Consider the following 25,922-nt stretch of genomic DNA (forward strand, 5'->3'; position numbering starts at 1 on the left):
ACGCCCCTAAGGTTCGAGGAGTCGGTAATGAAAGTTCGTGCATCGGTGAAAAAGCTGTGCCGTAACTGCAAGATCATCCGTCGCGAAGGCGTCGTACGAGTGATCTGCAGCGCGGAACCGCGTCACAAACAGCGCCAAGGCTGAGTGTGATCTGCGCTTCAAACCCAGCAGCTAGTGTGCTGCTGGGTTGATTATTCGTTTCTACAGCGATATTATCTCGCGCCCTATTTCTTGGCTTCCGGGGCGTAGGTAGCTGTCAATTGGAGTCCCACTGAATGGCCCGTATTGCAGGCGTCAACATTCCAGATAACAAGCATGCTGTTATCTCGCTGACCTACATCTATGGTGTCGGTCGCACTACTGCACAGAAGATCTGTGCAGACGCTGGTGTAAACCCAGCCGCTAAGATCAAGGATCTGAGCGACGAGCAAATCGAAACCCTGCGTGGCGAAGTCGCGAAGTTCACCACCGAAGGTGACCTGCGTCGTGACATCAACATGAAGATCAAGCGCTTGATGGACCTGGGTTGCTATCGCGGCCTGCGTCATCGTAAAGGTCTGCCGGTTCGCGGTCAGCGCACCAAGACCAACGCACGCACCCGTAAGGGCCCGCGTAAGCCGATCCGCAAGTAATCGCCCAGGAATATAGACATGGCAAAACCTGCTGCTCGTCCTCGTAAGAAAGTCAAAAAGACAGTGGTTGATGGCATCGCCCACATCCATGCCTCTTTCAACAACACCATCGTGACCATCACCGACCGTCAGGGCAACGCTTTGTCCTGGGCGACCTCCGGTGGTTCGGGTTTCCGTGGTTCGCGCAAATCCACCCCGTTCGCAGCCCAGATCGCTGCTGAGCGTGCTGGTCAAGCTGCGCTGGAATACGGTCTGAAGAACCTCGACGTAAACGTCAAGGGTCCAGGTCCAGGTCGTGAGTCCGCCGTTCGTGCACTGAACAGCTGCGGCTACAAGATCGCCAGCATCACCGACGTGACGCCAATCCCGCACAACGGATGCCGTCCGCCGAAGAAGCGTCGCGTGTAATCAGGAGACAGATAAATGGCACGTTACATTGGTCCAAAATGCAAACTGTCTCGTCGTGAAGGCACTGACCTGTTCCTGAAGAGCGGCGTTCGCGCTCTGGAATCGAAGTGCAACATCGAAGCAGCCCCAGGTATCCACGGCCAGCGCCGTGGCCGTCAGTCCGACTACGGTACCCAGCTGCGCGAGAAGCAAAAAGTTCGTCGTATCTACGGTGTTCTGGAGCGCCAGTTCCGCGGTTACTACCAGGCTGCAGCCTCGAAAAAAGGCGCAACCGGTGAGAACCTGCTGCAACTGCTCGAGTGCCGTCTGGATAACGTCGTCTACCGTATGGGCTTCGGCTCGACTCGTTCCGAGTCCCGTCAGCTGGTTTCGCACAAAGCGATCAGCGTCAACGGTAAGACTGTAAACATTCCATCCTACCAAGTTCGTCCGGGTGACGTGGTCGCGGTTCGCGAGAAGTCGCTGAACCAGCTGCGCATTGTTCAAGCCCTTGAACTGTGCGCCCAGCGTGGCCGCGTTGAGTGGGTTGACGTGGATGCTGCTAAAAAGTCGGGCGTTTTCAAGAACGTTCCTGCTCGCAGCGACCTGTCTGCCGACATCAACGAGAACCTGATTGTCGAGCTCTACTCCAAGTAAGGGCTAGAAAATAGGTGCATCCATGCAGATTTCGGTAAATGAGTTCCTGACTCCCCGCCACATTGATGTGCAGGTAGTCAGTCCGACCCGCGCCAAGATTACGCTCGAGCCTCTCGAGCGTGGTTTCGGCCATACCCTGGGCAACGCGCTGCGCCGCATCCTGTTGTCCTCCATGCCTGGCTGTGCAGTAGTCGAGGCCGAGATCGACGGCGTACTCCACGAGTACTCCGCGATCGAAGGTGTTCAGGAAGACGTCATTGAAATCCTGTTGAACCTGAAAGGCCTGGCTATCAAACTGCACGGTCGTGACGAAGTTACGCTGACCTTGTCGAAAAAGGGTTCGGGGGTGGTTACCGCTGCCGATATTCAGCTGGATCACGATGTCGAGATCGTCAACCCCGATCACGTAATCGCGAACCTGGCGTCGAACGGCGCCCTGAACATGAAGCTCACTGTAGCTCGTGGTCGTGGTTACGAGCCGGCCGACTCCCGTCAAACCGACGAAGACGAAAGCCGTAGCATTGGCCGTCTGCAGTTGGACGCTTCGTTCAGCCCGGTGCGTCGTATCGCCTATGTGGTCGAGAACGCCCGTGTTGAACAGCGTACCAACCTGGACAAGCTGGTCATTGATCTGGAAACCAACGGCACCCTGGATCCTGAAGAGGCTATCCGCCGCGCTGCGACCATCCTGCAACAGCAGCTGGCCGCGTTCGTCGACCTCAAAGGTGACAGCGAGCCTGTCGTAGTCGAGCAGGAAGACGAGATCGATCCGATCCTGCTGCGTCCGGTTGACGACCTGGAACTGACTGTACGTTCGGCCAACTGCCTCAAGGCGGAGAACATCTACTACATCGGCGACCTGATTCAGCGTACCGAAGTAGAGCTGTTGAAGACTCCTAACCTGGGCAAGAAGTCCCTGACTGAAATCAAGGACGTCCTGGCCTCTCGTGGTCTGTCTCTCGGCATGCGCCTCGACAACTGGCCGCCTGCAAGTCTTAAGAAAGACGACAAGGCGACCGCCTGATCGTCGTAATCACCGAACGTAGTGTTTGGTAAGGAATGAATCATGCGTCATCGTAAAAGTGGACGTCACCTGAGCCGTACCAGCTCTCACCGCAAGGCTATGTTCCAGAACATGGCAGTGTCGCTGATCGAGCACGAGCTGATCAAAACCACCCTGCCGAAAGCCAAGGAACTGCGCCGCGTTGCCGAGCCGCTGATCACCCTGGCCAAGGAAGACAGCGTAGCTAACCGCCGTCTGGCCTTCGATCGTACCCGTTCGAAGTCCGCTGTTGGCAAGCTGTTCAACGACCTGGGCAAGCGTTACGCCACCCGTCAGGGCGGCTACCTGCGCATCCTGAAGTGCGGTTTCCGCGCTGGCGACAACGCTCCTATGGCGTACGTCGAGCTGGTTGATCGTCCGGTCGGCGGTGCTGTAGAAGCTGCTGAGTAAGACGTTCTGTCTGCTACAAAGAACCGGGCCTAGTGCCCGGTTTTTTGTTTTAAGATGTATTGTTTATTTCTATTGATTCAAGTCATGTAATGCATTTGTTCTTGTAACCTTGCTCGTCAATACTCTCCCAGAGCCGATTAGCCGGCGCTTGAAGACCGATAAGGAGAGCCCATGAGCAAGATTCTCACCACCGCCAGCGGTGCACCTGTAGCAGACAACCAGAATTCCCGTTCCGCCGGCCCGCGCGGCCCGCTGCTGCTCGATGACTTCCACCTGATCGAGAAGCTCGCCCACTTCAACCGCGAGAACATTCCTGAGCGCCGCGTACACGCAAAAGGCTCGGGCGCCTACGGCACCTTTACCGTCACCCGCGATATCACCGATTACACCAGTGCCAAGTTGTTTGAACAGGTTGGCAAGCAGACCGAAACCTTCCTGCGCTTCTCCACCGTTGGTGGTGAGCGTGGCTCCGCTGATACCGAGCGCGATCCCCGTGGTTTTGCCGTCAAGTTCTACACCGAGGAAGGCAATTGGGACATCGTCGGCAACAACACGCCGGTGTTCTTCATCCGCGACCCACTGAAGTTTCCGGACTTTATCCACACCCAGAAGCGTCACCCACAATCCAACCTGAAGAACGCTCAGATGATGTGGGACTTCTGGTCACACTCTCCCGAGGCGCTGCATCAGGTCACCATTCTGTTCTCCGATCGCGGCATTCCGGACGGCTACCGCCACATGCACGGCTTCGGTAGCCATACCTACAGCCTGATCAATGCCAAGGGTGAACGCACCTGGGTCAAATGGCACTTCAAGACCCAGCAAGGCATCAAGAACCTCGCACCGGCAGATGCTGCGCGCCTGGCAGGTACTGACCCAGACTACGCCCAGCGCGACCTGTTCGAAGCCATCGAGCGGGGCGATTACCCACGCTGGACCGTATGCATCCAGGTGATGAGCGAAGCCGAGGCTGCCAGCCGCGACGAAAACCCCTTCGACGTTACCAAGACCTGGTCGCAGAAGGACTACCCGCTGATTGAAGTGGGCGTGCTGGAGCTCAACCGTAACCCGCTCAACTACTTTGCCGAGGTCGAGCAGGCTGCGTTTGGCCCGAGCAACATGGTGCCGGGTGTTGGCCTGTCGCCGGACCGCATGCTGCAAGGGCGGGTATTCGCCTACGCCGACGCGCATCGCTACCGGGTGGGTACCAACCACCAGCAGCTGCCGGTGAACGCACCACGCTGCCCGGTCAACAGCTACCAGCGTGATGGTTCCATGGCCGCTGGCAGTTACGGCAGCGCGCCGAACTATGAGCCCAACAGCTACAGCGATGCACCGAAGCAGTCACCAGGCCACGCCGAGCCTGCACTGGCCCTGAATGGTTCGGCAGATCGCTACGACCACCGCGAGGATACCGACTACTACAGCCACGCCGGCGCGCTGTTCCGCCTGATGAGCGATGAGCAGAAAGCCCTGCTGATAAACAACATAGCCGGCACCATGGCAGGCGTCAGCGAAGACGTGATCCAGCGTCAGCTGCAATACTTCTTCAAGGCCGATCCGGCCTACGGCGAAGGGGTTGCCAAGGCCTTGGGCGTCAATCTCGCCTAAGTCGAAGTGATAAGAAGAACCGCCCTCATTTGGGCGGTTTTTCAATGAATATCACTACTGTTTAACCGATTTTTTGCTTCTAATTGCGCGGTTTTCAGTGACCGCAGGCAAAAGCTGGTTCACACTGTGTGGCATAGACGTTTTCACATGGAGAAACAGGGCGATGCAAGGTCACCCGGACGTAATCAACTACCTCGTTACGCTGCTGAAGGGCGAACTGGCGGCTCGCGACCAGTACTTCATTCACTCGCGTATGTACGAAGACTGGGGCCTGTCCAAGCTCTACGAGCGCATCAACCACGAAATGGAAGAAGAGACGCAGCACGCCGATGCCCTGATGCGTCGCATCCTCATGCTCGAAGGCACCCCTGACATGCGCGCGGACGACCTGGAAGTGGGCAGCACCGTGCCGGAAATGATCGAGGCCGACCTCAAGCTCGAGTACAAGGTACGCGGCGCGCTGTGCAAAGGCATCGAACTGTGCGAATTGCACAAGGACTACATCAGCCGCGACATCCTGCGCGCTCAGTTGGCTGATACCGAAGAAGATCACACCTACTGGCTGGAGAAGCAGCAGGGGCTGATCAAGGCCATTGGCCTCGAGAATTACCTGCAGTCGCAGATGTAAAAGGCTGGGGCTGCTCTGCAGCCCTATCGCGACAAAAGGCCGCTCCCACAGGGAAATGCATTCCTCCTGTGGAGCGGCCTTTTGTCGCGAAAAGGGCAAAAAGCGCCCCCAAGGCCTTACGCCCGATCCCGCTCCAGCAACGGTTTCAGGTAGTGCCCGGTATACGACTGCTTCATCGTACTCAGTTCTTCCGGCGTACCGCAGGCAATGATCTGCCCGCCTTTCGAACCACCCTCCGGCCCCAGATCCACCAGCCAATCCGCGGTCTTGATCACATCCAGGTTGTGCTCGATCACCACCACGGTATTGCCGTGGTCGCGCAGGCGATGCAGGACGTCCAGCAACTGCTGAATATCGGCAAAGTGCAGGCCCGTGGTCGGCTCGTCGAGAATGTACAAGGTCTTGCCGGTATCACGCTTGGACAGCTCGCGCGACAGCTTCACTCGCTGTGCCTCACCGCCCGACAGCGTGGTCGCCGACTGGCCCAGCTTGATGTATGACAGCCCCACATCCATCAACGTCTGCAGCTTGCGCGCCAGCGCCGGCACTGCGTCGAAGAACTCGCGGGCATCCTCGATGGTCATTTCCAGCACCTCGTGGATGTTCTTGCCCTTGTACTTGATCTCCAGGGTTTCGCGGTTGTAGCGCTTGCTCTTGCACACGTCGCACGGCACATAGATATCCGGCAGGAAGTGCATCTCCACCTTGATCAGGCCATCGCCCTGGCAGGCCTCGCAACGGCCTCCCTTGACGTTGAACGAGAAACGCCCCGGACCATAGCCGCGCGAACGCGATTCCGGCACACCGGAGAACAGCTCGCGGATCGGCGTGAAGATGCCGGTGTAGGTCGCCGGGTTCGAGCGAGGGGTGCGGCCGATCGGGCTCTGGTCGATGTCCACTACCTTGTCCAGGTGCTGCAGGCCATCCATGCTGGCATGCGGCGCCGCTTCCAGGCTGCTTGAGCCATTCAGGGCGGTCGCGGCCAGTGGGAATAGGGTGTTGTTGATCAGTGTCGACTTGCCCGAACCGGACACCCCCGTCACGCAGGTCAGCAGGCCGATCGGGATTTCAAGGTCGACGTTTTGCAGGTTGTTGCCACGCGCGCCCTTGAGCTTGAGTTGCAGCTTCTTGTTGCGCGGCGTGCGCTTGGCCGGCACTACGATCTTCTTGCGCCCTGACAGGTACTTGCCGGTCAGCGAGTCGGGGTGCTCCATGACTTCCTGCGGCGACCCCTCGGCGACGATCTGACCGCCGTGCACGCCGGCCCCAGGGCCGATGTCCACCACGTAGTCAGCCAGGCGGATGGCGTCTTCGTCGTGTTCCACCACGATCACCGTGTTGCCCAGGTCGCGCAGGTGGTTGAGGGTGGCCAGCAGGCGGTCATTGTCACGTTGATGAAGGCCGATGGACGGCTCATCGAGGATGTACATCACTCCCACCAGGCCAGCACCGATCTGGCTGGCCAGGCGGATACGCTGCGCTTCGCCACCGGATAGGGTATCAGCGCTGCGGTCCAGGGTGAGATAGTCGAGACCGACGTTCACCAGGAACTGCAGGCGCTCGCAGATTTCCTTGAGGATCTTCGCCGCAATCTCGCCACGGCGTCCGGTCAGAGTCAGCTCGCCGAAGTAGTTGCTGGCTTCACCGATCGGCAGGTTGGTCACTGCCGGTAGCGTTTTTTCGCCCACCCACACATGCCTTGCCTCACGGCGCAGGCGGGTGCCGCGGCAATCGGGGCACGGCTGGGTGCCGAGGAACTTGGCCAGTTCTTCGCGCACGGTGGCCGACTCGGTCTCGCGGTAGCGACGCTCCAGGTTCGGCACGATGCCTTCGAACGGGTGCGAGCGCTTGACGATGTCGCCACGGTCGTTGAGGTACTTGAAGTCGACGCTCTGCTTGCCGCTGCCCTGCAGGATCACCTTCTGGTGCTCGGCCGAAAGCTGGCCGAATGGTTCCTCCAGGCTGAAGCCGTAATGCGCGGCCAGCGAGCCGAGCATCTGGAAGTAGTACACGTTGCGCCGGTCCCAGCCGCGGATCGCGCCTTCGGCCAAGGTGAGCTCGGCATTGACCAGGCGCTTGGTGTCGAAGAACTGCTTCACCCCCAGTCCATCGCAGGTCGGGCAGGCGCCGGCGGGGTTGTTGAAGGAGAACAGTTTCGGCTCCAGCTCGCTGATGGCATGGCCACAGACCGGGCAGGCGAAACGCGCGGAGAAGATCGTCTCCTCGCCTGGCTCGTCATCCATCGGCGCTACCAGGGCTATGCCGTCGGCCAGCTTGAGCGCGGTCTCGAACGACTCGGCCAGGCGCTGTTGCAGGTCGGCGCGGACCTTGAAACGGTCCACCACCACATCGATGCTGTGTTTTTTCTGCTTGTCCAGCTTGGGCAGTTCGTCGAGCTCGTAGAGCTTGCCGTTGACCCGGGCGCGCACAAAGCCCTGGGCCCGTAGCTCGTCGAATACCGCCAGGTGCTCGCCCTTGCGCTCGCGCACCACCGGCGCCAGCAGCATCAGCTTGCTGCCTTCCGGTCGCTCCAGCACCAGGTCGACCATCTGGCTGATCGTTTGCGCTTCCAGCGGGATATCGTGATCCGGGCAGCGTGGGGTACCCACGCGAGCGTACAGCAGGCGCAGATAGTCGTAGATTTCGGTGATGGTGCCGACCGTGGAGCGGGGGTTGTGCGAGGTCGACTTCTGCTCGATGGAAATGGCCGGCGACAGGCCTTCGATGGTGTCGACGTCGGGCTTTTCCATCATCGACAGGAACTGCCGGGCGTAGGCCGACAGCGATTCCACATAGCGGCGCTGGCCTTCGGCGTACAGGGTGTCGAACGCCAGGGACGACTTTCCGGAACCGGACAGGCCGGTGATCACGATCAGCTTGTCCCGGGGCAGGGTCAGGTCGATGTTCTTCAGGTTGTGGGTACGTGCCCCACGAATCAGGATCTTGTCCACTGCGGCCTCGCTCGGCGGGCATAAACAAGGAAGTATACGGCGCGCTGCCAGTACGCGGCAAAGCGTCGCGTAGATGCCGTCAAGCTGTCGGACTGATAGAATCGCCGCCGGTTCACACGAGGTTAATCCATGCACGACACCCACAACGAGCGCATGAGTGGCGGCGAAACCCGCGCCGCTGGCGGCCTGGCCCTGGTCTTTGCCTTTCGTATGCTGGGCATGTTCATGGTCTTGCCGGTGCTGGCTACCTACGGCATGGACCTGGCAGGTGCCACGCCTGCGCTGATCGGCCTGGCCATTGGTGCCTATGGCCTGACGCAGGCCGTATTGCAGATCCCGTTCGGGATGATTTCCGATCGCATCGGCCGCCGGCCGGTGATTTACCTGGGGCTGGTCATCTTTGCCCTGGGCAGTGTATTGGCGGCCCAGGCCGACTCCATCTGGGGAGTGATCGCCGGGCGTATCCTGCAGGGCGCCGGGGCGATTTCCGCTGCGGTCATGGCGCTGCTGTCCGACCTCACCCGCGAGCAGCACCGGACCAAGGCCATGGCCATGATCGGCATGAGCATCGGCCTGTCGTTTGCCGTCGCCATGGTCGTCGGCCCATTGCTGACTCGTGCCTTTGGCTTGTCAGGATTGTTCCTCGCCACGGCAGGACTTGCCCTGGTCGGCATCTTGCTGATCGCCTTTGTGGTGCCCAATACCCACAGCATCCTGCAGCACCGTGAGTCGGGTGTGGCGCGCCAGGCCATCGGCCCGACCCTGCGCCATCCGGACCTTCTGCGCCTGGATGTGGGCATCTTCATCCTCCACGCCATCCTCATGGCCAGCTTCGTCGCATTGCCACTGGCCTTTGTCGAGCGCGGCGGCCTGCCGAAGGAGCAGCACTGGTGGGTATACCTGACCGCGTTGTTCATCTCATTTTTTGCAATGGTCCCGTTCATCATCTATGGCGAAAAAAAGCGCAAGATGAGACGCGTGCTGGCCGGGGCGGTCAGTGTGTTGCTGCTGGTGGAGGTGTTCTTCTGGCAGTGGGCTGACGGTTTGCGCGGACTGGTGATCGGCACCGTGGTATTCTTTACTGCATTCAACCTGCTGGAGGCATCACTGCCTTCGCTGGTGAGCAAGGTGTCGCCTGCAGGTGGCAAGGGGACGGCAATGGGGGTCTACTCCACCAGCCAGTTCCTCGGTGCTGCCCTGGGAGGAATCCTCGGTGGCTGGTTGTTCCAGCACGGCGGGCTGAACATGGTGTTCCTCGGTTGTGCGGTACTGTGTGCCATCTGGTTGGTCGTCGCCTTGCGCATGAACGAGCCGCCCTATGTGACCAGCCTGCGCATGCCGCTGACGCCAGAGGCAGTCCGGGAAGCCGGCCTGACCGAGCGCCTGATGGCTGTACCGGGTGTGACCGACGCCGTCGTGGTGGCGGAAGAAGCCGCCATCTATATCAAACTGGATACGAAAATTTTGGACCGTACGACCCTCGAGCGCCTGGTGAACCCGGCCTCTTCGGCGTGCGAAGCCTAGGAGAACGTTATGGCCCGTGGGGTTAACAAAGTCATTCTGGTCGGCACCTGTGGCCAGGATCCCGAAGTCCGCTACCTGCCCAACGGTAACGCCGTGACCAACCTGAGCCTGGCTACCAGCGAGCAGTGGACCGACAAGCAGTCGGGCCAGAAGGTCGAGCGTACCGAGTGGCACCGTGTGTCGCTGTTCGGCAAGGTTGCCGAAATCGCCGGCGAATATCTGCGCAAAGGTTCGCAGTGCTACATCGAAGGCAAGCTGCAGACCCGCGAGTGGGAAAAAGACGGCATCAAGCGCTACACCACCGAGATCATCGTCGACATCAACGGCACCATGCAGCTGCTCGGCGGTCGTCCGCAGAACCAGCAGCAGGGCGGTGACCCGTACAACCAGGGTGGCGGCAACTACGGTGGCGGCCAGCCGCAGCAGTACAACCAGGCCCCACGCCAGCAGGCCCCGCGCCCGCAACAGGCTCCTCAGCGCCCGGCCCCGCAGCAGCCAGCCCCGCAGCCGGCGGCTGACTTCGACAGCTTCGATGACGATATTCCGTTCTGATCAGAACGGTTAGGCGTCTGGCAAAACCAGAAACCCAGGGCAGTTGCCCTGGGTTTTTTTATGGGCGGTGCCGCGTACCTTTTTGTGGGCGGGTTTGCCCGAGAATGAATTGGTACCGACTGCCACTCCAGTAGCGAGCCTGATCAATAGAACAGCCGCGGCTCCGGCGAGTCCAGCAAGCTGACCAGCTTGGTCAGGGCAAAGCCCAACTCCTGACGGCTGGGGGCCATCAAGGCGATGCGCACGCCGCAGCTGGCGTGGCTGCGCTCTGGCAGGAACTGGCTGCCACTGACTACAGTGACGCCGTTGTTACGCGCCAGGTTGGCGAATTCGTCGCTGGTCCACGGCGCGGGCAACTCCAGCCAGATGTGGAAGCTGTTGGGCTGGCTGCGGATCTTGTACTTGCCAAGGATCTCCTGGGCCATTTGCTGGCGCGCGGCCGCCTCTTCCTGTTGTTCTCGCACCAACTGGTCGGCCATGCCGCTGTTGATCAGGTTGCTGGCCAGTTGTGCCATCAACGGCGATGGCATCCAGACGCTGCTGCGTACCATCGACGATAGCCGCGAGAGGGTTTGCGGTGGGGCGTACAGGTAACCGATACGCAGCGCCGGCAGCACACTTTTGGACAGGCTGGTGAGATACACCGAACGTTCTGGCGCATACGCCGCCAGTGGCTGGTAATCCGGTGCGGGTTCAAGGAAGCCGTAGATATCGTCATCGACGATGAACAGGTCGAACTCGCGGGCGATCTCTGCGATGGCCTGGCGCCGTGCGTGGGGCATGATCGAGTTGGTGGGGTTCTGGTGGGTGGTGACACACACCAACAGGGAAGGGCGATGCTCCAGGCAGGCCGCGCGCAATGCCTCGGGAATAAGGCCATGCTCGTCCATGGCCACGCCACGCAGGCGGCGGCCCATGCTGTGGGCCAGGGAGATGATGCCTGGGTAGCAGAACGATTCGCACAGCACCACATCGTCGCTCTTCGACAGGCTGCTGAGGGCCACCAATAGTCCATGCTGCGCGCCAGAGGTCAGTACAACCTGTTGCCAGCGCGCATCAGGCAGCCAGCGCCGAATCCAGTCTGCACCTGCTTGTTTGTGGGAGGTGTGACCACCTTCTGTCACATAGTCGAGTACCTGTCCCAGGTCCGCAGAGGTGGCCAGCTCGCTGATCGCCGTACCCAGCCACTCGCTCATGTGGGCGTCGTTGGGTTTGATGATCGAGAGGTCGATCTGGCTGCTTTCGCCAGTAACTGGTGTAGGCACCGACGGGGCGGATAACCGCTGTCGCAACTGTCTGACAAATGTGCCACGGCCTACCTCTCCAACCACCAGGCCGCGCTTGGCGGCTTCGTCGTAGGCTCTTCCAACGGTGCCGGGGGTTACATTCAGTGCCTCGGCAAGGTCTTTGAGGGTGGGCAAACGATCGCCTGCTGTAAGCCGACCACTTTCGATGTCCTGTTCAAGGGCATTAGCGATCATCAGGTAAACCGGCTGGGTTTGATCGCCGTATTGAGGGACCCACATGGAAATGGCACCAGATTCTGCAATTGCGCGCAGCCTAACATGAAAGCCAGGATGCGGGTAATGATGGCAATCTTCGCCATTGAGTCGATTTAATTCTATATTGCATCGATTCAATTTTTGTAATTACAATCATCGCGCTGATTGGGACATGCACACTTGCGTTGTGCTTGGCAGGACATTCCACTGGATGGACTTCGCTATGGAAATTCTGGGCGCTTTCTGGGCGGAACACTGGTTGCTTGCGGTGCTCATGCTTGGGGCTATCGCTTTCGTTGCCGGCTTCGTAGACAGCATTGCCGGTGGCGGCGGGTTGTTCCTGGTGCCGGGCTTTCTGCTGGTCGGCATGCCACCGCAGGTTGCCCTCGGCCAGGAAAAACTGGTCAGTACCCTTGGCACACTGGCAGCCATTCGCAACTTCCTGGCCAACAGCAAGATGGTCTGGCAGGTGGCGCTGGTCGGCGTGCCATTCTCGTTGCTCGGTGCCTACCTGGGAGCGCACCTGATCGTCTCGATCTCCCAGGAAGCTGTGGGCAAGATCATCCTGGCGCTGATCCCCTTCGGCATCCTCATCTTCCTCACCCCCAAGGACCGCTTGGTCGAGGAGCGCGAACTGTCATCGCGCATGCTCTTCACCGTGGTGCCGCTGACCTGCCTGGCCATCGGCTTCTACGACGGCTTCTTCGGCCCGGGTACCGGCAGCATGTTCATCATCGCGTTCCACTACCTGCTGCGCATGGACCTGGTCTCCAGCTCGGCCAATTCAAAAACCTTCAACTTCGCATCCAACATCGGCGCTTTGGTGGCCTTCGTCATTGCCGGCAAGGTCGTCTACCTGCTGGCGGTGGCGCTGGTGGCCTGCAACATCCTCGGTAACCACCTTGGCAGTGCACTGGCCCTGCGCAAGGGCAACGAAGTGGTGCGCAAGGCGCTGGTGTTCTCGATGCTCTGCCTGTTCACCAGCCTGGGCGTTAAGTATCTGGCCTGACCCTTCCATAGGAGACAACTGATGAAAACTGCATTCGTAACCGGCGCCTCCTCGGGCTTTGGCCGCGCCATCTGCCGTACCTTGATCGGCAAAGGCTACCGCGTGATCGGTGGCGCCCGGCGCATGGACAAGCTGCAAGCGCTGGCCGCCGAGCTAGGCGTCAATTTCATTCCGCTGGCGCTGGATGTCACCGACCCGGTGTCGCTCGAGAAGGTGGTCGAGCAGATTAGTGATGCGTCACTGCAGGTCGACCTGCTGGTCAATAATGCCGGGCTGGCGCTGGGCGTGGACCGTGCCCAGGCCAGTAGTGCGGAAAACTGGCAGCGGATGATCGACACCAACATCACTGGCCTGGCCATGGTCACCCACAAGATCCTGCCGCAGATGGTGGAAGCTGACAGCGGCATGATCATCAATATCGGCTCGATCGCCGGCACCTATCCCTACCCGGGCGGTAACGTGTATGGCGCCAGCAAGGCCTTCGTTCGCCACTTCAGCCTCAACCTGCGCGCCGATCTGGCGGGCACCCGCGTTCGAGTGAGCAACATCGAGCCTGGGCTGTGCTCGGGGACCGATTTCTCGGTGGTGCGCCTGAACGGTGATCTGGATGCCGTGCAGGCGCTGTATCGGGACGTGGAGGCCATCCTGCCCGAGGACATCGCGGCCACGGTGGCCTGGATTGCCGAGCAGCCGGCGCATGTGAACATCAATACCATCGAGATCATGCCGGTGGCCCAGAGCAGTGCGGCGCTGAACGTGGTGCGCAACCTGCCGGCTTGCTGATCGGCCGGTGGTGGATGGCACCGGTGTTGCCGGTGTTCGCGTGCACGCCCGCTCCCACAGGAATGGCGCCCTGCTTCGGGCATGTGCAGTAACTGTGGGAGCGGGTTCACCCGCGAATCAGGCAACACAGCGCCTTCAGCTGACCCATGTCATCGCACCTTCTCGATTCTTGGCTAGTCTTAACTGTTGGCGGCCATCAATTGGCCGCCACCGTGACTACCAAGAGGCGCCGGCCATGTTCCGTGCGTCCACCACCTGATCAGGAGTGCACGATGGACCTGAACCGTCGGCAGTTCTTCAAGGTCGCCGCCGTCGGCCTTGGAGGCTCGAGCCTTGCGGCGTTGGGCATGGCCCCGACACCAGCATTTGCCGAGCAGGTGCGTCACTTCAAGCTGGCGCATACCAAGGAAACCCGTAACACCTGCCCTTACTGCTCGGTCGGCTGCGGCCTGATCATGTACAGCCAGGGCGATGCGGGCAAGAACGTCAAACAGAACATCATCCATATCGAAGGTGACGCCGACCACCCGGTCAACCGCGGCACCCTCTGCCCGAAAGGCGCTGGCCTGCTGGACTTCATCCACAGCCCGAGCCGCCTGCAGTACCCCGAGGTACGCAAGCCGGGCAGCAAGGAGTGGGTGCGGGTCAGCTGGGACGAGGCGCTCGATCGCGTCGCCGACCTGATGAAGCAGGACCGCGACGCCAACTTCATCGAAAAGAACGCCCAGGGGCAAACGGTCAACCGCTGGCTCACCACCGGTTTTCTTGCTGCTTCCGCCGCCTCCAGCGAGGCCGGCTACCTGACCCACAAGGTCATCCGCGCAACAGGCATGCTGGGGTTCGATAACCAGGCTCGTGTCTGACATGGCCCGACGGTGGCAAGTCTTGCCCCGACGTACGGCCGTGGCGCCATGACCAACCACTGGTCCGATATCGCCAATGCGAATCTGGTCCTGGTGATGGGTGGCAACGCAGCAGAAGCGCATCCGTGCGGCTTCAAGTGGGTGACCGAGGCCAAGGCGCACAACAAGGCGCGGCTGATCGTGGTCGACCCGCGGTTTACCCGTACCGCTTCGGTGGCCGACTACTACGCACCGATTCGTACCGGTACCGACATCGCCTTCATGGGCGGGTTGATCAATTACTTGCTGAGCAATGACAAGATCCAGCACGAGTACGTGCGCAACTACACCGATGTGTCGTTCATCGTCAAAGAGAACTATGGCTTCGAGGATGGCCTGTTCAGCGGGTACGACGAGGCCAAGCGCGTGTATTCCGACAAGTCCGGCTGGGGTTACGAGCTGGGTGCAGACGGCTTTGCCAAGGTTGACCCGACGCTGCAGCACCCGCGCTGCGTGTTCCAGCTGATGAAGCAGCACTACAGCCGCTATACACCGGAACTGGCAAGCATGACCTGTGGCATGCCGCAGGACGCCATGTTGAAGATCTGGGAAGAGATCGCCACCTGCTCGGTACCGGGCAAGACCATGACGATCCTCTACGCGCTGGGCTGGACGCAGCACTCGATCGGTGCGCAGATCATCCGCAGTGCGGCCATGGTGCAGTTGCTGCTGGGTAACGTCGGCATGCCAGGTGGCGGGGTCAACGCCTTGCGCGGGCACTCCAACATCCAGGGCCTGACCGACCTCGGCCTGCTGTCCAACTCGTTGCCGGGTTACTTGACCCTTGCCGGCGATGCCGAGCAGGACTATGCCGCCTATATCGACAAGCGCGCCTCCAAGCCACTGCGTCCTGGCCAACTGTCGTACTGGCAGAACTACGGCAAGTTCCATGTCAGCCTGATGAAGGCGTGGTACGGCGCCAATGCCACGGCGGAGAACAACTGGGGCTACGACTGGCTGCCCAAGCTCGATGTGCCGGCCTACGACGTGCTGCGCATGTTCGAGATGATGGGCCAGGGCAAGGTAAACGGCTACATGTGCCAAGGTTTCAACCCGATTGCCGCGCTGCCGGACAAGAACCGTGTCACTGCCGCCCTGAGCAAACTCAAGTGGCTGGTGATCATGGACCCGCTGGCCACCGAGACCTCGGAGTTCTGGCGCAACGCCGGGCCGTTCAACGATGTCGACACGGCCAACATCCAGACCGAAGTGATCCGCCTGCCCACTACCTGCTTTGCCGAGGAAGACGGCTCGCTGGTCAACAGCAGCCGCTGGCTGCAGTGGCACTGGAAGGGCGCCGACGGCCCGGGCGAGACCCGCACCGACGTTCACATCATGAGCGAGCTGTTCCTGCGCCTGCGCCGACGCTACCAGGCCGAAGGCGGCGCCTATCCTGACGCGCTGATGAACATCAACTGGCCATACAAGGTCCCTGAAGAGCCATCCCCGGAGGAGCTGGCCAAGGAAATGAACGGCTGGGCGGTGACGGACGTCACCGATCCGACTGGCGCAGTGCTCAAGGCCGGCCAGCAACTGGCGGGCTTTGGCCAGCTCAAGGACGACGGCAGCACTGCGTCCGGTTGCTGGATCTTCGCCGGCAGCTGGACCGAGCAGGGTAACCAGATGGCTCGCCGTGACAACAGCGACCCGTACGGCATGCACCAGGTGCAGAACTGGGCCTGGGCCTGGCCGGCCAACCGCCGCATCCTCTACAACCGTGCTTCCAGCGACCCGCAAGGCAAGCCGTGGGACCCGGAGAAGAAGCGCCTGGTGTGGTGGAACGGCAAGGCCTGGACCGGGACCGATGTGCCCGACTTCAAGGTCGACTCGCCGCCCGAGGCGGGGATGAACCCGTTCATCATGAACCCCGAAGGCGTGGCGCGGTTCTTTGCCATCGACAAGATGGCCGAAGGCCCGTTCCCCGAGCACTACGAGCCGTTCGAGACGCCGATTGGCATCAACCCGCTGCACCCGCAGAACAAGAAGGCCACCAGCAACCCGGCCGGGCGGGTGTTCGACTCGGTGTGGGACACCCTCGGCAAGCACGAAGAGTTCCCGTACGCGGCGACCACGTACAGGCTGACCGAGCACTTCCACTTCTGGAGCAAGCATTGCCGGCTCAACGCCATTGCCCAGCCCGAGCAGTTCGTCGAAATCGGCGAGGTGCTGGCCAACGAGAAAGGTATCAAGGCCGGTGACCGGGTGCGGGTATCGAGCAAGCGCGGGCATATCGATGCGGTGGCGGTAGTGACCAAGCGGATTCGCCCGCTCCAGGTCAACAACCAGACCGTGCACCAGATCGGCATCCCGCTGCACTGGGGCTTCACCGGGGCTACGCGGCATGGCTACCTGACCAACACCCTGGTGCCTTTCCTGGGTGACGGCAATACCCAGACGCCAGAGTCCAAGTCGTTCCTCGTCAAAGTGGAGAAACTCTGATGGCCAGCCAAGACATCATCGCCCGCTCGGCCACCACCACCGTACCGCCTTCGGTACGCCAGCAGCAGGAAGTCGCCAAGCTGATCGACACCACCAAATGCATCGGCTGCAAGGCTTGCCAGGTGGCGTGTTCGGAGTGGAACGAACTGCGTGACGAGGTCGGCCACAACCACGGCACCTACGACAACCCCCAGGACCTCACTGCCGAGACCTGGACCCTGATGCGCTTTACCGAGCACGAGCGCGACGACGGCAACCTGGAGTGGCTGATTCGCAAGGATGGCTGCATGCACTGCGCCGAGCCAGGTTGCCTGAAGGCGTGCCCGAGCCCTGGGGCGATCATCAAGCACGCCAACGGCATCGTCGACTTCAACCAGGACCACTGCATCGGTTGTGGGTACTGCATCACCGGTTGCCCGTTCAATATCCCGCGTATTTCGCAGAAGGACCACAAGGCGTACAAGTGCACCCTGTGTTCCGACCGCGTGACCGTGGGCCTGGAGCCGGCCTGCGTGAAAACCTGCCCGACCGGGGCGATCGTGTTCGGCACCAAGGATGAGATGAAGGTGCATGCTGCCGAGCGCATCGTCGACCTGCAGTCGCGGGGCTACGACAAGGCTGGGCTTTACGACCCGGACGGCGTCGGTGGCACCCACGTGATGTATGTGCTGCACCATGCCGACACGCCGAAGCTGTACGCCGGCCTGCCGGACCAGCCGGTGATCAGTCCGCTGGTGGGGCTGTGGAAGGGCATTACCAAGCCGCTGGCGCTGCTGGCCATGGGGGCTGCGGTGCTGGCCGGGTTCTTCCACTATGTGCGGGTAGGGCCACAGCGGGTGGAGGAGGACGAACACCCGACACCCGCGGATGAAAGCGTGCACCAGGTGGACCCGTCGGTCCATGTCTATGATCCGACCAAGCCCGGTGGGCAAGGGGAGCAGCGACCATGAACGACAACAAACCCATCCTGCGCTACAACGCCAACGAGCGCAGTAACCACTGGGTCGTCGCGATCCTGTTCATCCTGGCTGGCCTGTCGGGGCTGGCGCTGTTCCATCCGGCGCTGTTCTGGCTCAGCAACCTGTTCGGCGGTGGCCCGTGGACACGCATCCTGCACCCCTTCCTCGGGGTGGCGATGTTCGTGTTCTTCCTCGGCCTGGTGCTGCGTTTCTGGCGCGCCAATTTCATCACTGCCAATGACCGACTGTGGCTGCGCCGGGTGGACCGGGTGATGCTCAACAAGGAGGAGGGTGTGCCACCGATCGGCAAGTACAACGCCGGGCAGAAGCTGTTGTTCTGGACCCTGCTGGTGTGCATGCTGGTTCTGCTGGTCAGCGGTGTGGTGATCTGGCGTGCATACTTCAGCCATTTGTTCGGCATCGAGGTCATTCGGCTGTCCGCTCTGCTCCACGCCCTGGCGGCGTTCGTGCTGATCCTCAGCATCATCGTGCACATCTACGCCGGTATCTGGATCAAGGGCTCGATCGGCGCCATGCTGCATGGCTGGGTCAGCCGCGCCTGGGCGCGCAAGCACCATGAGTTGTGGTACCGCGAAGTGACTGGTGACAAGACGCCGGGCAATCACGGACGAAAAGAAGGATGAGCGCTTGAGCACGATACTCGAACCCGGGCAGATCGAAGCGTCGGCAGTGATGCCGCCGTTTCTGCACCTGCCCCCCGCCAACCTGTTCGAACTGCGCGCCGAGCGCCTGGAGCAGCTGGCCGAGGGCAATGCCCTTGGCGAATACCTGAAGCTGGTGGCTTGTTTGTGCCGTATCCAGCAGCAGCTTGTGGATAACCCACCCGCTGGCATGCCGGTGGCAGAGGAGCGTCAGCGCCTGTGCATAAGTCATGGTTTGCCGCCACTGGCGGCGGACAGCCTGGTGCGTGAAGGGCCGTGGCTGGTCTGGTTGCAGGCCTTGCTCAAGCACTTCAATGCGCAGACCAGCGGTCCATTAGGGGAGGCGCTGCAAGTCCTGCGCAGCAGTGATGACTGTCAACGCAAGGGTTGGGGCATCGCCTTGCTCGCCGGCCAGTACGACGCAGTGCCCGCAGCACTGGTGCCGTTCATCGGGGCGGCCTTGCAGGCGGCCTGGTCCAGCTGGTTGCTGGCGCTGCCCGCACCAGAGCTCAAGCCCGCCGACAGCCTGGCCCAGTGCCCGGCCTGCGGTTCGCCGGCGATGGCCGGGGTGGTGCGCAACCGCGGCAAGCACAATGGCCTGCGCTACCTGGCTTGTTCGCTGTGTGCCTGCGAATGGCATGTGGTGCGGGTCAAATGCGTGTACTGCGAGTCGAGCAAGGACCTGCGCTATACCAGCCTTGACGATGACCGCCATGCGCCGGGCAAGGCGCCGCTACGGGCGGAGTGCTGCCCGGAGTGCGAGAGCTACCTGAAGCAGAACTACCTGGAAAACGATGCGGCGGCCGAGCCGCTGGCCGATGACCTGGCCAGCCTGGCACTGGACATTCGCCTGGACGAGGAGGGCTTCCATCGGTTGGCACCGAACCTGATGCTCGCACCCGGGTAATGGAGAGTGTCTACACTGTAAGACCGAGTCGCCGTCTTCGCGGGTAAACCCGCTCCCACAGGGCCCGCGCAGCTTTTGAGGCTTGCGCGGCCCTTGTAGCAGCGGGTTTACCCGCGAAGAGGCCAGTACAGACAACGGATCAGTCCAAGGTAGTACCGCATGTCCTCCAGCCTAGCCAGCGACACCCCACGCCTGCCCTCCATCGACACCCTTTTGCGCCACCCAGCCTGCCTCCCGCTGATCGACCGCCACGGTCGCGACGCGGTCCTGGCCACCCTGCGGCAACTGCTCGACGACCTGCGCGACCCCGCCCGCACCGGCCAGCTCAGCACCGCCGAACTGGCCGCTGAAGTCCTGTTGGGCCGCACTGGCGAACGCTTGGCCACCCAGCAACGCAGCCAGGTCCGCCGAGTGTTCAACCTCACCGGCACCGTGTTGCACACCAACCTCGGCCGCGCCCTGTTGCCAGAGGAGGCCATCGAGGCCATGCAGACCGCCGCCCGCTACCCGCTCAACCTGGAGTTCGACCTGGCCACCGGCAAGCGCGGCGACCGTGACGACCTGATCGAGGGCCTGATCCGCGAGCTGACAGGCGCCGAAGCCGTCACCGTGGTCAACAACAACGCCGCCGCCGTGCTGCTGGCGCTCAACAGCCTGGGTGCGCGCAAGGAGGGGATCATCTCCCGCGGTGAGCTGATCGAGATCGGCGGTGCCTTCCGCATCCCCGACATCATGGCCCGCGCCGGCGTGAAGCTGCACGAAGTCGGCACCACCAACCGCACTCACGCCCGTGACTACGAGGCCGCCATCAGCCCGCGTACGGGCCTGCTGATGCGGGTGCATTGCAGCAACTACAGCATTCAGGGCTTCACTACCCAGGTGCCCACCGCCGAGCTGGCGCGTATCGCCCACCAACATGACTTGCCGTTGCTTGAAGACCTTGGCAGCGGCAGCCTGCTTGACCTTACCCGCTGGGGCCTGCCCGCCGAGCCTACTGTGCGTCAGGCCCTGGCTGACGGCGCCGATATCGTCACCTTCAGCGGCGACAAACTGCTTGGCGGGCCGCAAGCCGGAATCATCGTCGGGCGCAAGGAGCTGATCGCCAGAATCAAGAAGAACCCGCTCAAGCGCGCGCTGCGGGTCGACAAGATCACCCTTGCCGCACTCGAAGCGGTGCTGGCGTTGTACCGAAACCCCGACCGCCTGGCCGAGCGCCTGCCCAGCCTGCGCCTGCTGACCCGCAGCCAGGCAGAAATCCAGGCCCAGGCCGAGCGCCTGGCCCCTGAAATCAAAGCTCGCCTCGGCGAGCAATGGGCGGTCAGTGTGGAGCCGGCGTTGGGCATGATTGGCAGTGGCAGCCAACCGGTGGCCCGCCTGCCAAGCGCGGCATTGTGCCTGCGCCCGCAGGTGTCGAAGAAGTTGCGCGGGCGCAGCCTGCATGTAGTGGAGCGCGCCTTGCGCGGTCTGCCCGTGCCAGTGCTCGGCCGAATCGACGATGACGCCCTGTGGCTGGACCTGCGCCAACTGGATGACGAGGCCCAGTGGCTGGCTCAGTTGCCCGCCCTGCAATTGGGGCCGGTACAGTGATCGTTGGTACCGCCGGCCACATCGACCACGGCAAGACCGCACTGCTCCAGGCCCTGACCGGCCAGGCCGGTGACCAGCGCCAGGAGGAGCGCGCCCGTGGCATGACCATCGACCTTGGCTATCGCTATGCGGCGTTGACCGAGGGCGCAGCGCTGACCGGCTTCATCGACGTGCCCGGTCACGAGCGCTTTATCCACAACATGCTGGCCGGCGCCCATGGCATCGATCTGGTACTGCTGGTAGTGGCGGCCGACGACGGGGTAATGCCTCAAACCCGTGAGCACCTGGCGATCATCGAGTTGCTGGGCATCCCACAAGCCCTGGTGGCGATCAGCAAATGCGACCGTGTAGAGCCGGCCCGCCTGGCCGAAGTGCAGGCACAGGTCAGCGAACTTCTGGCGCCGGGCCCATATGCCGGTGCGCGGCAGTTTCCGTTGTCCAGTGTGACCGGTGAAGGTATCGATGCCTTGCGCCAGGCCTTGCTGGCCGCGCAACAGCGCGTGTGCCAGCGCAGCGTGCGCGGCGGTTTCCGCCTGGCCGTCGACCGCGCCTTTGCCGTTACCGGTGCGGGTGTGGTGGTCACGGGCACGGCGCTGGCCGGGCGGGTCAGTGCCGGTGACACCTTGTTACTGGGCAAGGCCGGCAAACCGGTGCGGGTGCGTGGCCTGCATGCGCAGAACCAGGCCGCACTGGTGGCCGAAGCGGGCCAGCGGGTGGCACTGAACATTGCTGCCGAACGCCTGGCGGTGGAGCAGGTGCGCCGGGGGGACTGGCTGGTGCCCGAGTGGCTGCATGCGCCTAGCGTGCGGGTGGATATCGAGCTGAACCTGTTGCCGGGCGAGACCCGTACCTTCGAGCATTTCAGCGCTGTGCACGTGCACCTGGGCACCCAGGATGTAACGGCCCGGGTAGCCTTGCTCGAGGGTGAAACCTTGGTGGCAGGCCAGCGCATGTTCGCCCAGTTGCTGCTCAACGCGCCGCTGCAGGCGGTGCACGGCGACCGCTTGGTGCTGCGCGATCAGCGTGCCCAGCGCACACTGGGGGGCGGCAAGGTACTCGATCCGTTCGCGCCAAGCCGTCAGCGTCGCAGTGATGAGCGCCTGCGCCAATTGCAGGTGCTGCGTGATGCCGAGGACCTGGAGCAGGCCTTGCCGGCACTGCTTGCCAGCGCACCCGGGGGTATCGACCCGCAACGTCTGGAACGGCAGTTCAATCGCCTGCGCGAAACCTGGCAGTTGCCGGAAGATGTGCTGGTGGTGGCCACGCGGCAGGGCCAACTGCTGTTTGCCAGTGCCCGGTGGCAGTCGCTCAAGCGCCAGGTGCTGGAGCAGCTGGCGCGGTTCCATGAACAGGAGCCCGACCAGCTCGGCCCGGACCGCGACCGCCTGCGCCGCTTTGCTGCCTTGCCGCTGGAGCGGCCCGCTTTTGTCAGCCTGCTGGATGAGTTGCTCGAAGACGGCGCCATTGCCAGCAGCGGGCCTTGGCTGCACCTGCCCGATCACAAGGTGCAGTTGAGCGAAGCCGACAGTGCATTATGGGCGAGTCTGCAACCGAAGTTGCTGGCGGGGCAATACGATCCGCCCTGGGTCCGGACGCTGGCGAGCGAGGAAAATTGTGCCGAAGCCGATGTGCGCCTGTTGCTGCGCAAGCTGGCCCGGTTGGGCCTGGTGCACCAGGTGGTGCGCGACCTGTTCTACCCCGAGGCGACGCTACAGCGCATGGCAGAGCTGCTGCTGGGGCAGGCCAGTGAAACGCCGATAGTGCAGGTTGCCGCGTTTCGCGATATGTTGGGCATCGGTCGCAAGCGCAGTGTGCAGATTCTGGAGTACTTCGACCGCATCGGCCTGACCCGGAGGGTGGCCGATCAGCGTCACATTCGCGCCGACAGCGCCCTGGCCCAGCAGCAGGCCAGGCACTGAGTTCAAGGAAGGCAATCGCGCCCGGTGGCGCGGCCGGGCTTCAAACCCGGTTGGGGACGGCAGCCGTTCCCGGGCAGGTTCGACTCCCGCTGCCTTCCGCCATTTTCTTTTGCCTGTCAGGGCCTATTCGCGGGTGAACCCGCTCCCACAGGTACCGTACAAGTCTCTGGAACTGTGACGCCCCTGTAGGAGCGGGTTTACCCGCGAAGAGGCCAGAGCAGGTAACAGTCAGGCCCGCTCGCCACACAGATCCAGGGCAAACCACCGCTCTGCCGTTTCGACATCCAGCCCGGCCCCCAGCAACGCAACCATCTTGGCCAGCGCCGCCTCCCGGGTCATGCCCCCGCCACTGACCAGCCCGGCCCCGCGCAAGCGGTTACCCGCCGCATAGGTATCGAACACCACCGACCCCTCAGGGCACTGGCTGATAGCTGCCAGCATCACACCCCGCTGGCGTGCCGTGCTCAGCACATCCAGCAACGCCTGGTCATCCGACGGCCCGGTTCCGCTGCCGTAGCATTCCAGCAGCAAACCCTGCACGCCGCTGCCCAGCAGTGCCTGCAAATGCCCGGCCTGCAGGCCCGGGAACACCGGCACTACCGCCAGGTTGACTGGCTGGCGCGGGTGCTTGTAGCCAAGCTCGGCAGGGATCGCCGTTGCGCGCTCACTGTCACGATGACGCGGCAGCGCGGCAAAGGCATCGAACGCCTCGCTGCGCAGCTTCGACGCCCGGCAGCCATGCAGCAGCTGCCCATGGAAGTACAGCTGCACGCCATCTTCCAGCCCTTGTTCGAACTGGCGCAGTGCGCCGCACAAGTTGCCCCAGGCGTCGCTGTCCGCGCTACCTGCCGGCAGCATCGAGCCGGTCAGCAGCACTGGCACCGGCAGGCCCAGCAGCAGGAACGACAACGCCGCGGCGCTGTAGGCCAGGCTGTCGGTACCATGCAGTACGAGCACGCCATCATGGCCAGCCACCTCTACCGCTGCGACGATTGCATCGCGCATCGCCAGCCAGTTGTGCTGTTGCATGTTGGCGCTGTCGAGCAGCGGGTTCAGTTCCTGCAAGGTCCATTGCACCTGGGGGGCGTCGGCCAACTGGGCAAAGTGTTCGCGCATGCGTGCTTCGAAGCCACCGGCGGGCGCCAGGCCTTCGGGGGTTTCGAGCATGCCGATGGTGCCCCCGGTATAGAGCACGAGGAGATTCTTTACTGCTCGCATGGGAAGTATCCGTAGCGGTGAGCGGAAGAAGGTAAGCCGCCCACGGACGGGGCGGCTGGCAGGGGAGAATATCAGCGTTGAGTCTGGACTTCGCCGACTGCTTTGTCAGTGGCTGTTTCCGCCTGCGGATTGGCAGGCCAGGCATTGCGATCCAGGTCCAGGTCGGCAAACTTGGCCGAGTCGAACACCGGTTGGTCGACGCCCGCCTTGCGCTGGTCGTCGTAGTCGCGCATCACCCGCAGGCCGACCTTGAACAGCAGGGCCAGGGCCACCAGGTTGACGAAGGCCAGGCAGGTCATGGTGATATCGGCAAAGGCGAACACAGTCGACAGGTCCTGCAACGAGCCCCATACAACCAGCGCCAGTACCAGGCCACGGAATACCATCAGTACCACACGATTGCGGCTGAGGAATTGCAGGCTGTTCTCGCCCAGGTAGTAGTTGTAGAGGATGCAGGTGAACACGAACAGCGACAGTGCCACGCTGACGAACACGCGGCCCCAGTCACCAACCACGGCGGCCAGCGAGTTCTGGGTCAGGACGATGCCGTCACCTTCGAAGCCCGGGGTGTAGAAACCCGACAACAGGATCAGCAGCGCGGTGCAGGTGCAGATCACGAAGGTGTCGAGGAACACGCTGAATGCCTGGACAACGCCCTGCGCACCCGGGTGTTTCACGGCGGCCACGGCTGCGACGTTTGGCGCACTGCCCAGGCCCGCTTCGTTGGCGAACACACCACGCTTCACGCCCATGACGATGGCGCTGCCGAGCAGGCCGCCGAACGCCGGGTCGAGGCCGAAGGCACTCTTGAAGATGGTTTCCAGCATGGCTGGCACGTGCTCGATCTGGGTGCCGATCACGTACAGGGTCACGCCGATGTACGCCAGGGTCTTGACCGGTACCAGCAGGTCCGACACCGCGGCGATGCGCTTGATGCCGCCGATGAAGGTGATGGCCAGCAGCACGGCGAGGACGATGCCGGTGTGCTTGGGGTCGAAGGCGAAGGCGTTCTGCAGCGAGTGAGTCACGGTGTACGACTGCAGGCCGATGAAGGCGAAGCCGTAAGTGACCAGCAGCAGGACCGAGAACACGATGGCCATGCTTTTCAGCTTCAGGCCGTGCTGGATGTAGTACGCCGGGCCACCACGGTACAGGCCGTCGCCATCGGCGCGCTTGTAGACCTGGGCCAGGGTGCATTCGAAGAAGCTGCTGGACATACCCACCAGTGCGGTGACCCACATCCAGAACACGGCGCCTGGACCACCCAGGGTCACGGCAATGCCGACACCGGCGATGTTACCGGCACCAACGCGGCCAGCCAGGCTCAGCATCAGGGCCTGGAAGGAGCTCAGCTGGCCTGCCTGGCCACGCAGCGATTCCTTGAACACACCGAACATGTGGCCGAAGTGGCGGAACTGGACGAACCGGGAGCGGATAGTGAAGTAGCTACCCAGCCCTACGATCAGCACAATGAGAAGTTTCCCCGAGAGGAAATCGTTGAGTACTTCGAGCATTGGAAAATGACCTCGATTCTTATTGTTCGTGTGGAAAGATCAGCGGACGGCAGGCGCACCGCTATTCGTGGGGCGCATGGTTGGCTATGACAAGAGCGGTTACAATTTCGCGGGTTGCTCTGATTT

At 62.2% G+C, this 25,922-nt stretch carries 22 protein-coding genes and 1 tRNA gene; 19 read left to right on the forward strand and 4 right to left on the reverse strand.

The window, feature by feature from the left end; genetic code table 11:
- Positions 1-27: 27 nt before the first annotated feature.
- From rpmJ to bfr, 8 genes are all read left to right on the forward strand, one after another.
- Entirely contained in the window at positions 28-144 is a 117-nt protein-coding gene (gene rpmJ, locus NY023_RS02430; protein ID WP_002555468.1) for a 50S ribosomal protein L36, read from the forward strand.
- A gap of 131 nt (positions 145-275) precedes the next feature.
- Positions 276-632 (forward strand): 30S ribosomal protein S13, encoded by a 357-nt coding sequence (rpsM, locus tag NY023_RS02435; protein WP_003257112.1) that lies wholly within the window; start codon positions 276-278, stop codon positions 630-632.
- 18 nt (positions 633-650) lie between these two features.
- The gene (rpsK, locus tag NY023_RS02440) at positions 651-1,040 is read left to right on the forward strand and encodes a 30S ribosomal protein S11 (protein WP_003255454.1); all 390 of its coding nucleotides are present in this window, start codon (positions 651-653) and stop codon (positions 1,038-1,040) included.
- A gap of 15 nt (positions 1,041-1,055) precedes the next feature.
- The gene (gene rpsD / locus NY023_RS02445; protein ID WP_003257114.1) at positions 1,056-1,676 is read left to right on the forward strand and encodes a 30S ribosomal protein S4; all 621 of its coding nucleotides are present in this window, start codon (positions 1,056-1,058) and stop codon (positions 1,674-1,676) included.
- Between the two features lie 22 nt (positions 1,677-1,698).
- Positions 1,699-2,700 (forward strand): DNA-directed RNA polymerase subunit alpha, encoded by a 1,002-nt coding sequence (locus tag NY023_RS02450; protein WP_003255452.1) that lies wholly within the window; start codon positions 1,699-1,701, stop codon positions 2,698-2,700.
- Positions 2,701-2,742: 42 nt separating this feature from the next.
- Positions 2,743-3,129, forward strand: a complete 387-nt coding sequence (gene rplQ / locus NY023_RS02455; RefSeq protein ID WP_003255451.1) for a 50S ribosomal protein L17 — start codon at positions 2,743-2,745, stop codon at positions 3,127-3,129.
- 171 nt (positions 3,130-3,300) lie between these two features.
- On the forward strand, positions 3,301-4,740 hold the full coding sequence (locus NY023_RS02460) for a catalase (protein WP_013970641.1): 1,440 nt from the start codon (positions 3,301-3,303) through the stop codon (positions 4,738-4,740).
- Between the two features lie 163 nt (positions 4,741-4,903).
- Positions 4,904-5,368, forward strand: a complete 465-nt coding sequence (bfr, locus tag NY023_RS02465; protein WP_003257116.1) for a bacterioferritin — start codon at positions 4,904-4,906, stop codon at positions 5,366-5,368.
- A 116-nt stretch (positions 5,369-5,484) separates the two neighbouring features.
- On the opposite strand, the gene uvrA is transcribed toward bfr, so the two are convergent.
- Entirely contained in the window at positions 5,485-8,319 is a 2,835-nt protein-coding gene (gene uvrA, locus NY023_RS02470) for an excinuclease ABC subunit UvrA (protein ID WP_013970642.1), read from the reverse strand.
- A gap of 129 nt (positions 8,320-8,448) precedes the next feature.
- Here uvrA and NY023_RS02475 point away from each other — a divergent pair, with 129 nt between their 5' ends.
- A complete protein-coding gene (locus NY023_RS02475; RefSeq protein ID WP_013970643.1) occupies positions 8,449-9,843 on the forward strand; it encodes an MFS transporter in 1,395 nt (464 codons plus the stop codon).
- 9 nt (positions 9,844-9,852) lie between these two features.
- Positions 9,853-10,395 carry a single-stranded DNA-binding protein gene (locus NY023_RS02480; protein WP_013970644.1) on the forward strand — a complete coding sequence of 181 codons (543 nt, stop codon included), beginning with the start codon at positions 9,853-9,855 and terminating at the stop codon, positions 10,393-10,395.
- Positions 10,396-10,538: 143 nt separating this feature from the next.
- Here NY023_RS02480 and NY023_RS02485 read toward each other — a convergent pair whose 3' ends face one another.
- A complete protein-coding gene (locus tag NY023_RS02485; RefSeq protein WP_044046877.1) occupies positions 10,539-11,921 on the reverse strand; it encodes a PLP-dependent aminotransferase family protein in 1,383 nt (460 codons plus the stop codon).
- A 199-nt stretch (positions 11,922-12,120) separates the two neighbouring features.
- Here NY023_RS02485 and NY023_RS02490 point away from each other — a divergent pair, with 199 nt between their 5' ends.
- The 9 genes from NY023_RS02490 (at position 12,121) to NY023_RS02530 (ending at position 23,166) form a co-directional block, all read left to right on the forward strand.
- Positions 12,121-12,906 (forward strand): TSUP family transporter, encoded by a 786-nt coding sequence (locus NY023_RS02490; protein ID WP_044046878.1) that lies wholly within the window; start codon positions 12,121-12,123, stop codon positions 12,904-12,906.
- A 21-nt stretch (positions 12,907-12,927) separates the two neighbouring features.
- A complete protein-coding gene (locus tag NY023_RS02495; RefSeq protein WP_013970647.1) occupies positions 12,928-13,689 on the forward strand; it encodes an SDR family NAD(P)-dependent oxidoreductase in 762 nt (253 codons plus the stop codon).
- 272 nt (positions 13,690-13,961) lie between these two features.
- On the forward strand, positions 13,962-17,030 hold the full coding sequence (gene fdnG / locus NY023_RS02500) for a formate dehydrogenase-N subunit alpha (protein ID WP_143133120.1): 3,069 nt from the start codon (positions 13,962-13,964) through the stop codon (positions 17,028-17,030).
- A complete protein-coding gene (fdxH, locus tag NY023_RS02505; RefSeq protein WP_013970650.1) occupies positions 17,030-17,980 on the forward strand; it encodes a formate dehydrogenase subunit beta in 951 nt (316 codons plus the stop codon). Before fdnG ends, fdxH begins: the two co-directional genes overlap by 1 nt.
- Positions 17,977-18,633, forward strand: a complete 657-nt coding sequence (locus tag NY023_RS02510) for a formate dehydrogenase subunit gamma (RefSeq protein ID WP_013970651.1) — start codon at positions 17,977-17,979, stop codon at positions 18,631-18,633. Before fdxH ends, NY023_RS02510 begins: the two co-directional genes overlap by 4 nt.
- Positions 18,634-18,637: 4 nt before the next feature.
- Complete coding sequence (gene fdhE, locus NY023_RS02515) at positions 18,638-19,558, forward strand: formate dehydrogenase accessory protein FdhE (RefSeq protein ID WP_024086174.1); 921 nt, start codon at positions 18,638-18,640, stop codon at positions 19,556-19,558.
- Positions 19,559-19,717: 159 nt separating this feature from the next.
- A complete protein-coding gene (gene selA, locus NY023_RS02520) occupies positions 19,718-21,145 on the forward strand; it encodes an L-seryl-tRNA(Sec) selenium transferase (RefSeq protein WP_013970653.1) in 1,428 nt (475 codons plus the stop codon).
- On the forward strand, positions 21,142-23,064 hold the full coding sequence (gene selB / locus NY023_RS02525) for a selenocysteine-specific translation elongation factor (RefSeq protein ID WP_013970654.1): 1,923 nt from the start codon (positions 21,142-21,144) through the stop codon (positions 23,062-23,064). Before selA ends, selB begins: the two co-directional genes overlap by 4 nt.
- A 6-nt stretch (positions 23,065-23,070) precedes the next feature.
- Positions 23,071-23,166: transfer RNA gene (locus tag NY023_RS02530), tRNA-Sec, on the forward strand.
- Positions 23,167-23,292: 126 nt separating this feature from the next.
- On the opposite strand, the gene NY023_RS02535 is transcribed toward NY023_RS02530, so the two are convergent.
- Together NY023_RS02535 and NY023_RS02540 are read right to left on the reverse strand one after the other, a co-directional pair.
- Positions 23,293-24,282 carry an asparaginase gene (locus NY023_RS02535; protein ID WP_024086175.1) on the reverse strand — a complete coding sequence of 330 codons (990 nt, stop codon included), beginning with the start codon at positions 24,280-24,282 and terminating at the stop codon, positions 23,293-23,295.
- A gap of 71 nt (positions 24,283-24,353) precedes the next feature.
- A complete protein-coding gene (locus NY023_RS02540) occupies positions 24,354-25,796 on the reverse strand; it encodes an alanine/glycine:cation symporter family protein (RefSeq protein WP_013970656.1) in 1,443 nt (480 codons plus the stop codon).
- Positions 25,797-25,922 lie beyond the last annotated feature (126 nt).

Origin of the sequence: Pseudomonas sp. NBB (assembly GCF_032701105.1) — a bacterium.
Taxonomy (GTDB): domain Bacteria; phylum Pseudomonadota; class Gammaproteobacteria; order Pseudomonadales; family Pseudomonadaceae; genus Aquipseudomonas; species Aquipseudomonas asiatica.

Bases quoted from the DNA above. Each gene is read 5' to 3' on its own strand.
- selA (WP_013970653.1), top strand. From the start codon at position 19,718: ATGTCCTCCAGCCTAGCCAGCGACACCCCACGCCTGCCCTCCATCGAC.
- rpsK (WP_003255454.1), top strand. From the start codon at position 651: ATGGCAAAACCTGCTGCTCGTCCTCGTAAGAAAGTCAAAAAGACAGTG.
- NY023_RS02450 (WP_003255452.1), top strand. From the start codon at position 1,699: ATGCAGATTTCGGTAAATGAGTTCCTGACTCCCCGCCACATTGATGTG.
- NY023_RS02510 (WP_013970651.1), top strand. From the start codon at position 17,977: ATGAACGACAACAAACCCATCCTGCGCTACAACGCCAACGAGCGCAGT.
- NY023_RS02540 (WP_013970656.1), bottom strand. From the start codon at position 25,796: ATGCTCGAAGTACTCAACGATTTCCTCTCGGGGAAACTTCTCATTGTG.
- NY023_RS02460 (WP_013970641.1), top strand. From the start codon at position 3,301: ATGAGCAAGATTCTCACCACCGCCAGCGGTGCACCTGTAGCAGACAAC.
- rpmJ (WP_002555468.1), top strand. From the start codon at position 28: ATGAAAGTTCGTGCATCGGTGAAAAAGCTGTGCCGTAACTGCAAGATC.
- NY023_RS02490 (WP_044046878.1), top strand. From the start codon at position 12,121: ATGGAAATTCTGGGCGCTTTCTGGGCGGAACACTGGTTGCTTGCGGTG.
- bfr (WP_003257116.1), top strand. From the start codon at position 4,904: ATGCAAGGTCACCCGGACGTAATCAACTACCTCGTTACGCTGCTGAAG.
- NY023_RS02485 (WP_044046877.1), bottom strand. From the start codon at position 11,921: ATGTGGGTCCCTCAATACGGCGATCAAACCCAGCCGGTTTACCTGATG.
- rplQ (WP_003255451.1), top strand. From the start codon at position 2,743: ATGCGTCATCGTAAAAGTGGACGTCACCTGAGCCGTACCAGCTCTCAC.
- rpsD (WP_003257114.1), top strand. From the start codon at position 1,056: ATGGCACGTTACATTGGTCCAAAATGCAAACTGTCTCGTCGTGAAGGC.
- NY023_RS02475 (WP_013970643.1), top strand. From the start codon at position 8,449: ATGCACGACACCCACAACGAGCGCATGAGTGGCGGCGAAACCCGCGCC.
- fdxH (WP_013970650.1), top strand. From the start codon at position 17,030: ATGGCCAGCCAAGACATCATCGCCCGCTCGGCCACCACCACCGTACCG.
- NY023_RS02535 (WP_024086175.1), bottom strand. From the start codon at position 24,282: ATGCGAGCAGTAAAGAATCTCCTCGTGCTCTATACCGGGGGCACCATC.
- rpsM (WP_003257112.1), top strand. From the start codon at position 276: ATGGCCCGTATTGCAGGCGTCAACATTCCAGATAACAAGCATGCTGTT.
- NY023_RS02480 (WP_013970644.1), top strand. From the start codon at position 9,853: ATGGCCCGTGGGGTTAACAAAGTCATTCTGGTCGGCACCTGTGGCCAG.
- NY023_RS02495 (WP_013970647.1), top strand. From the start codon at position 12,928: ATGAAAACTGCATTCGTAACCGGCGCCTCCTCGGGCTTTGGCCGCGCC.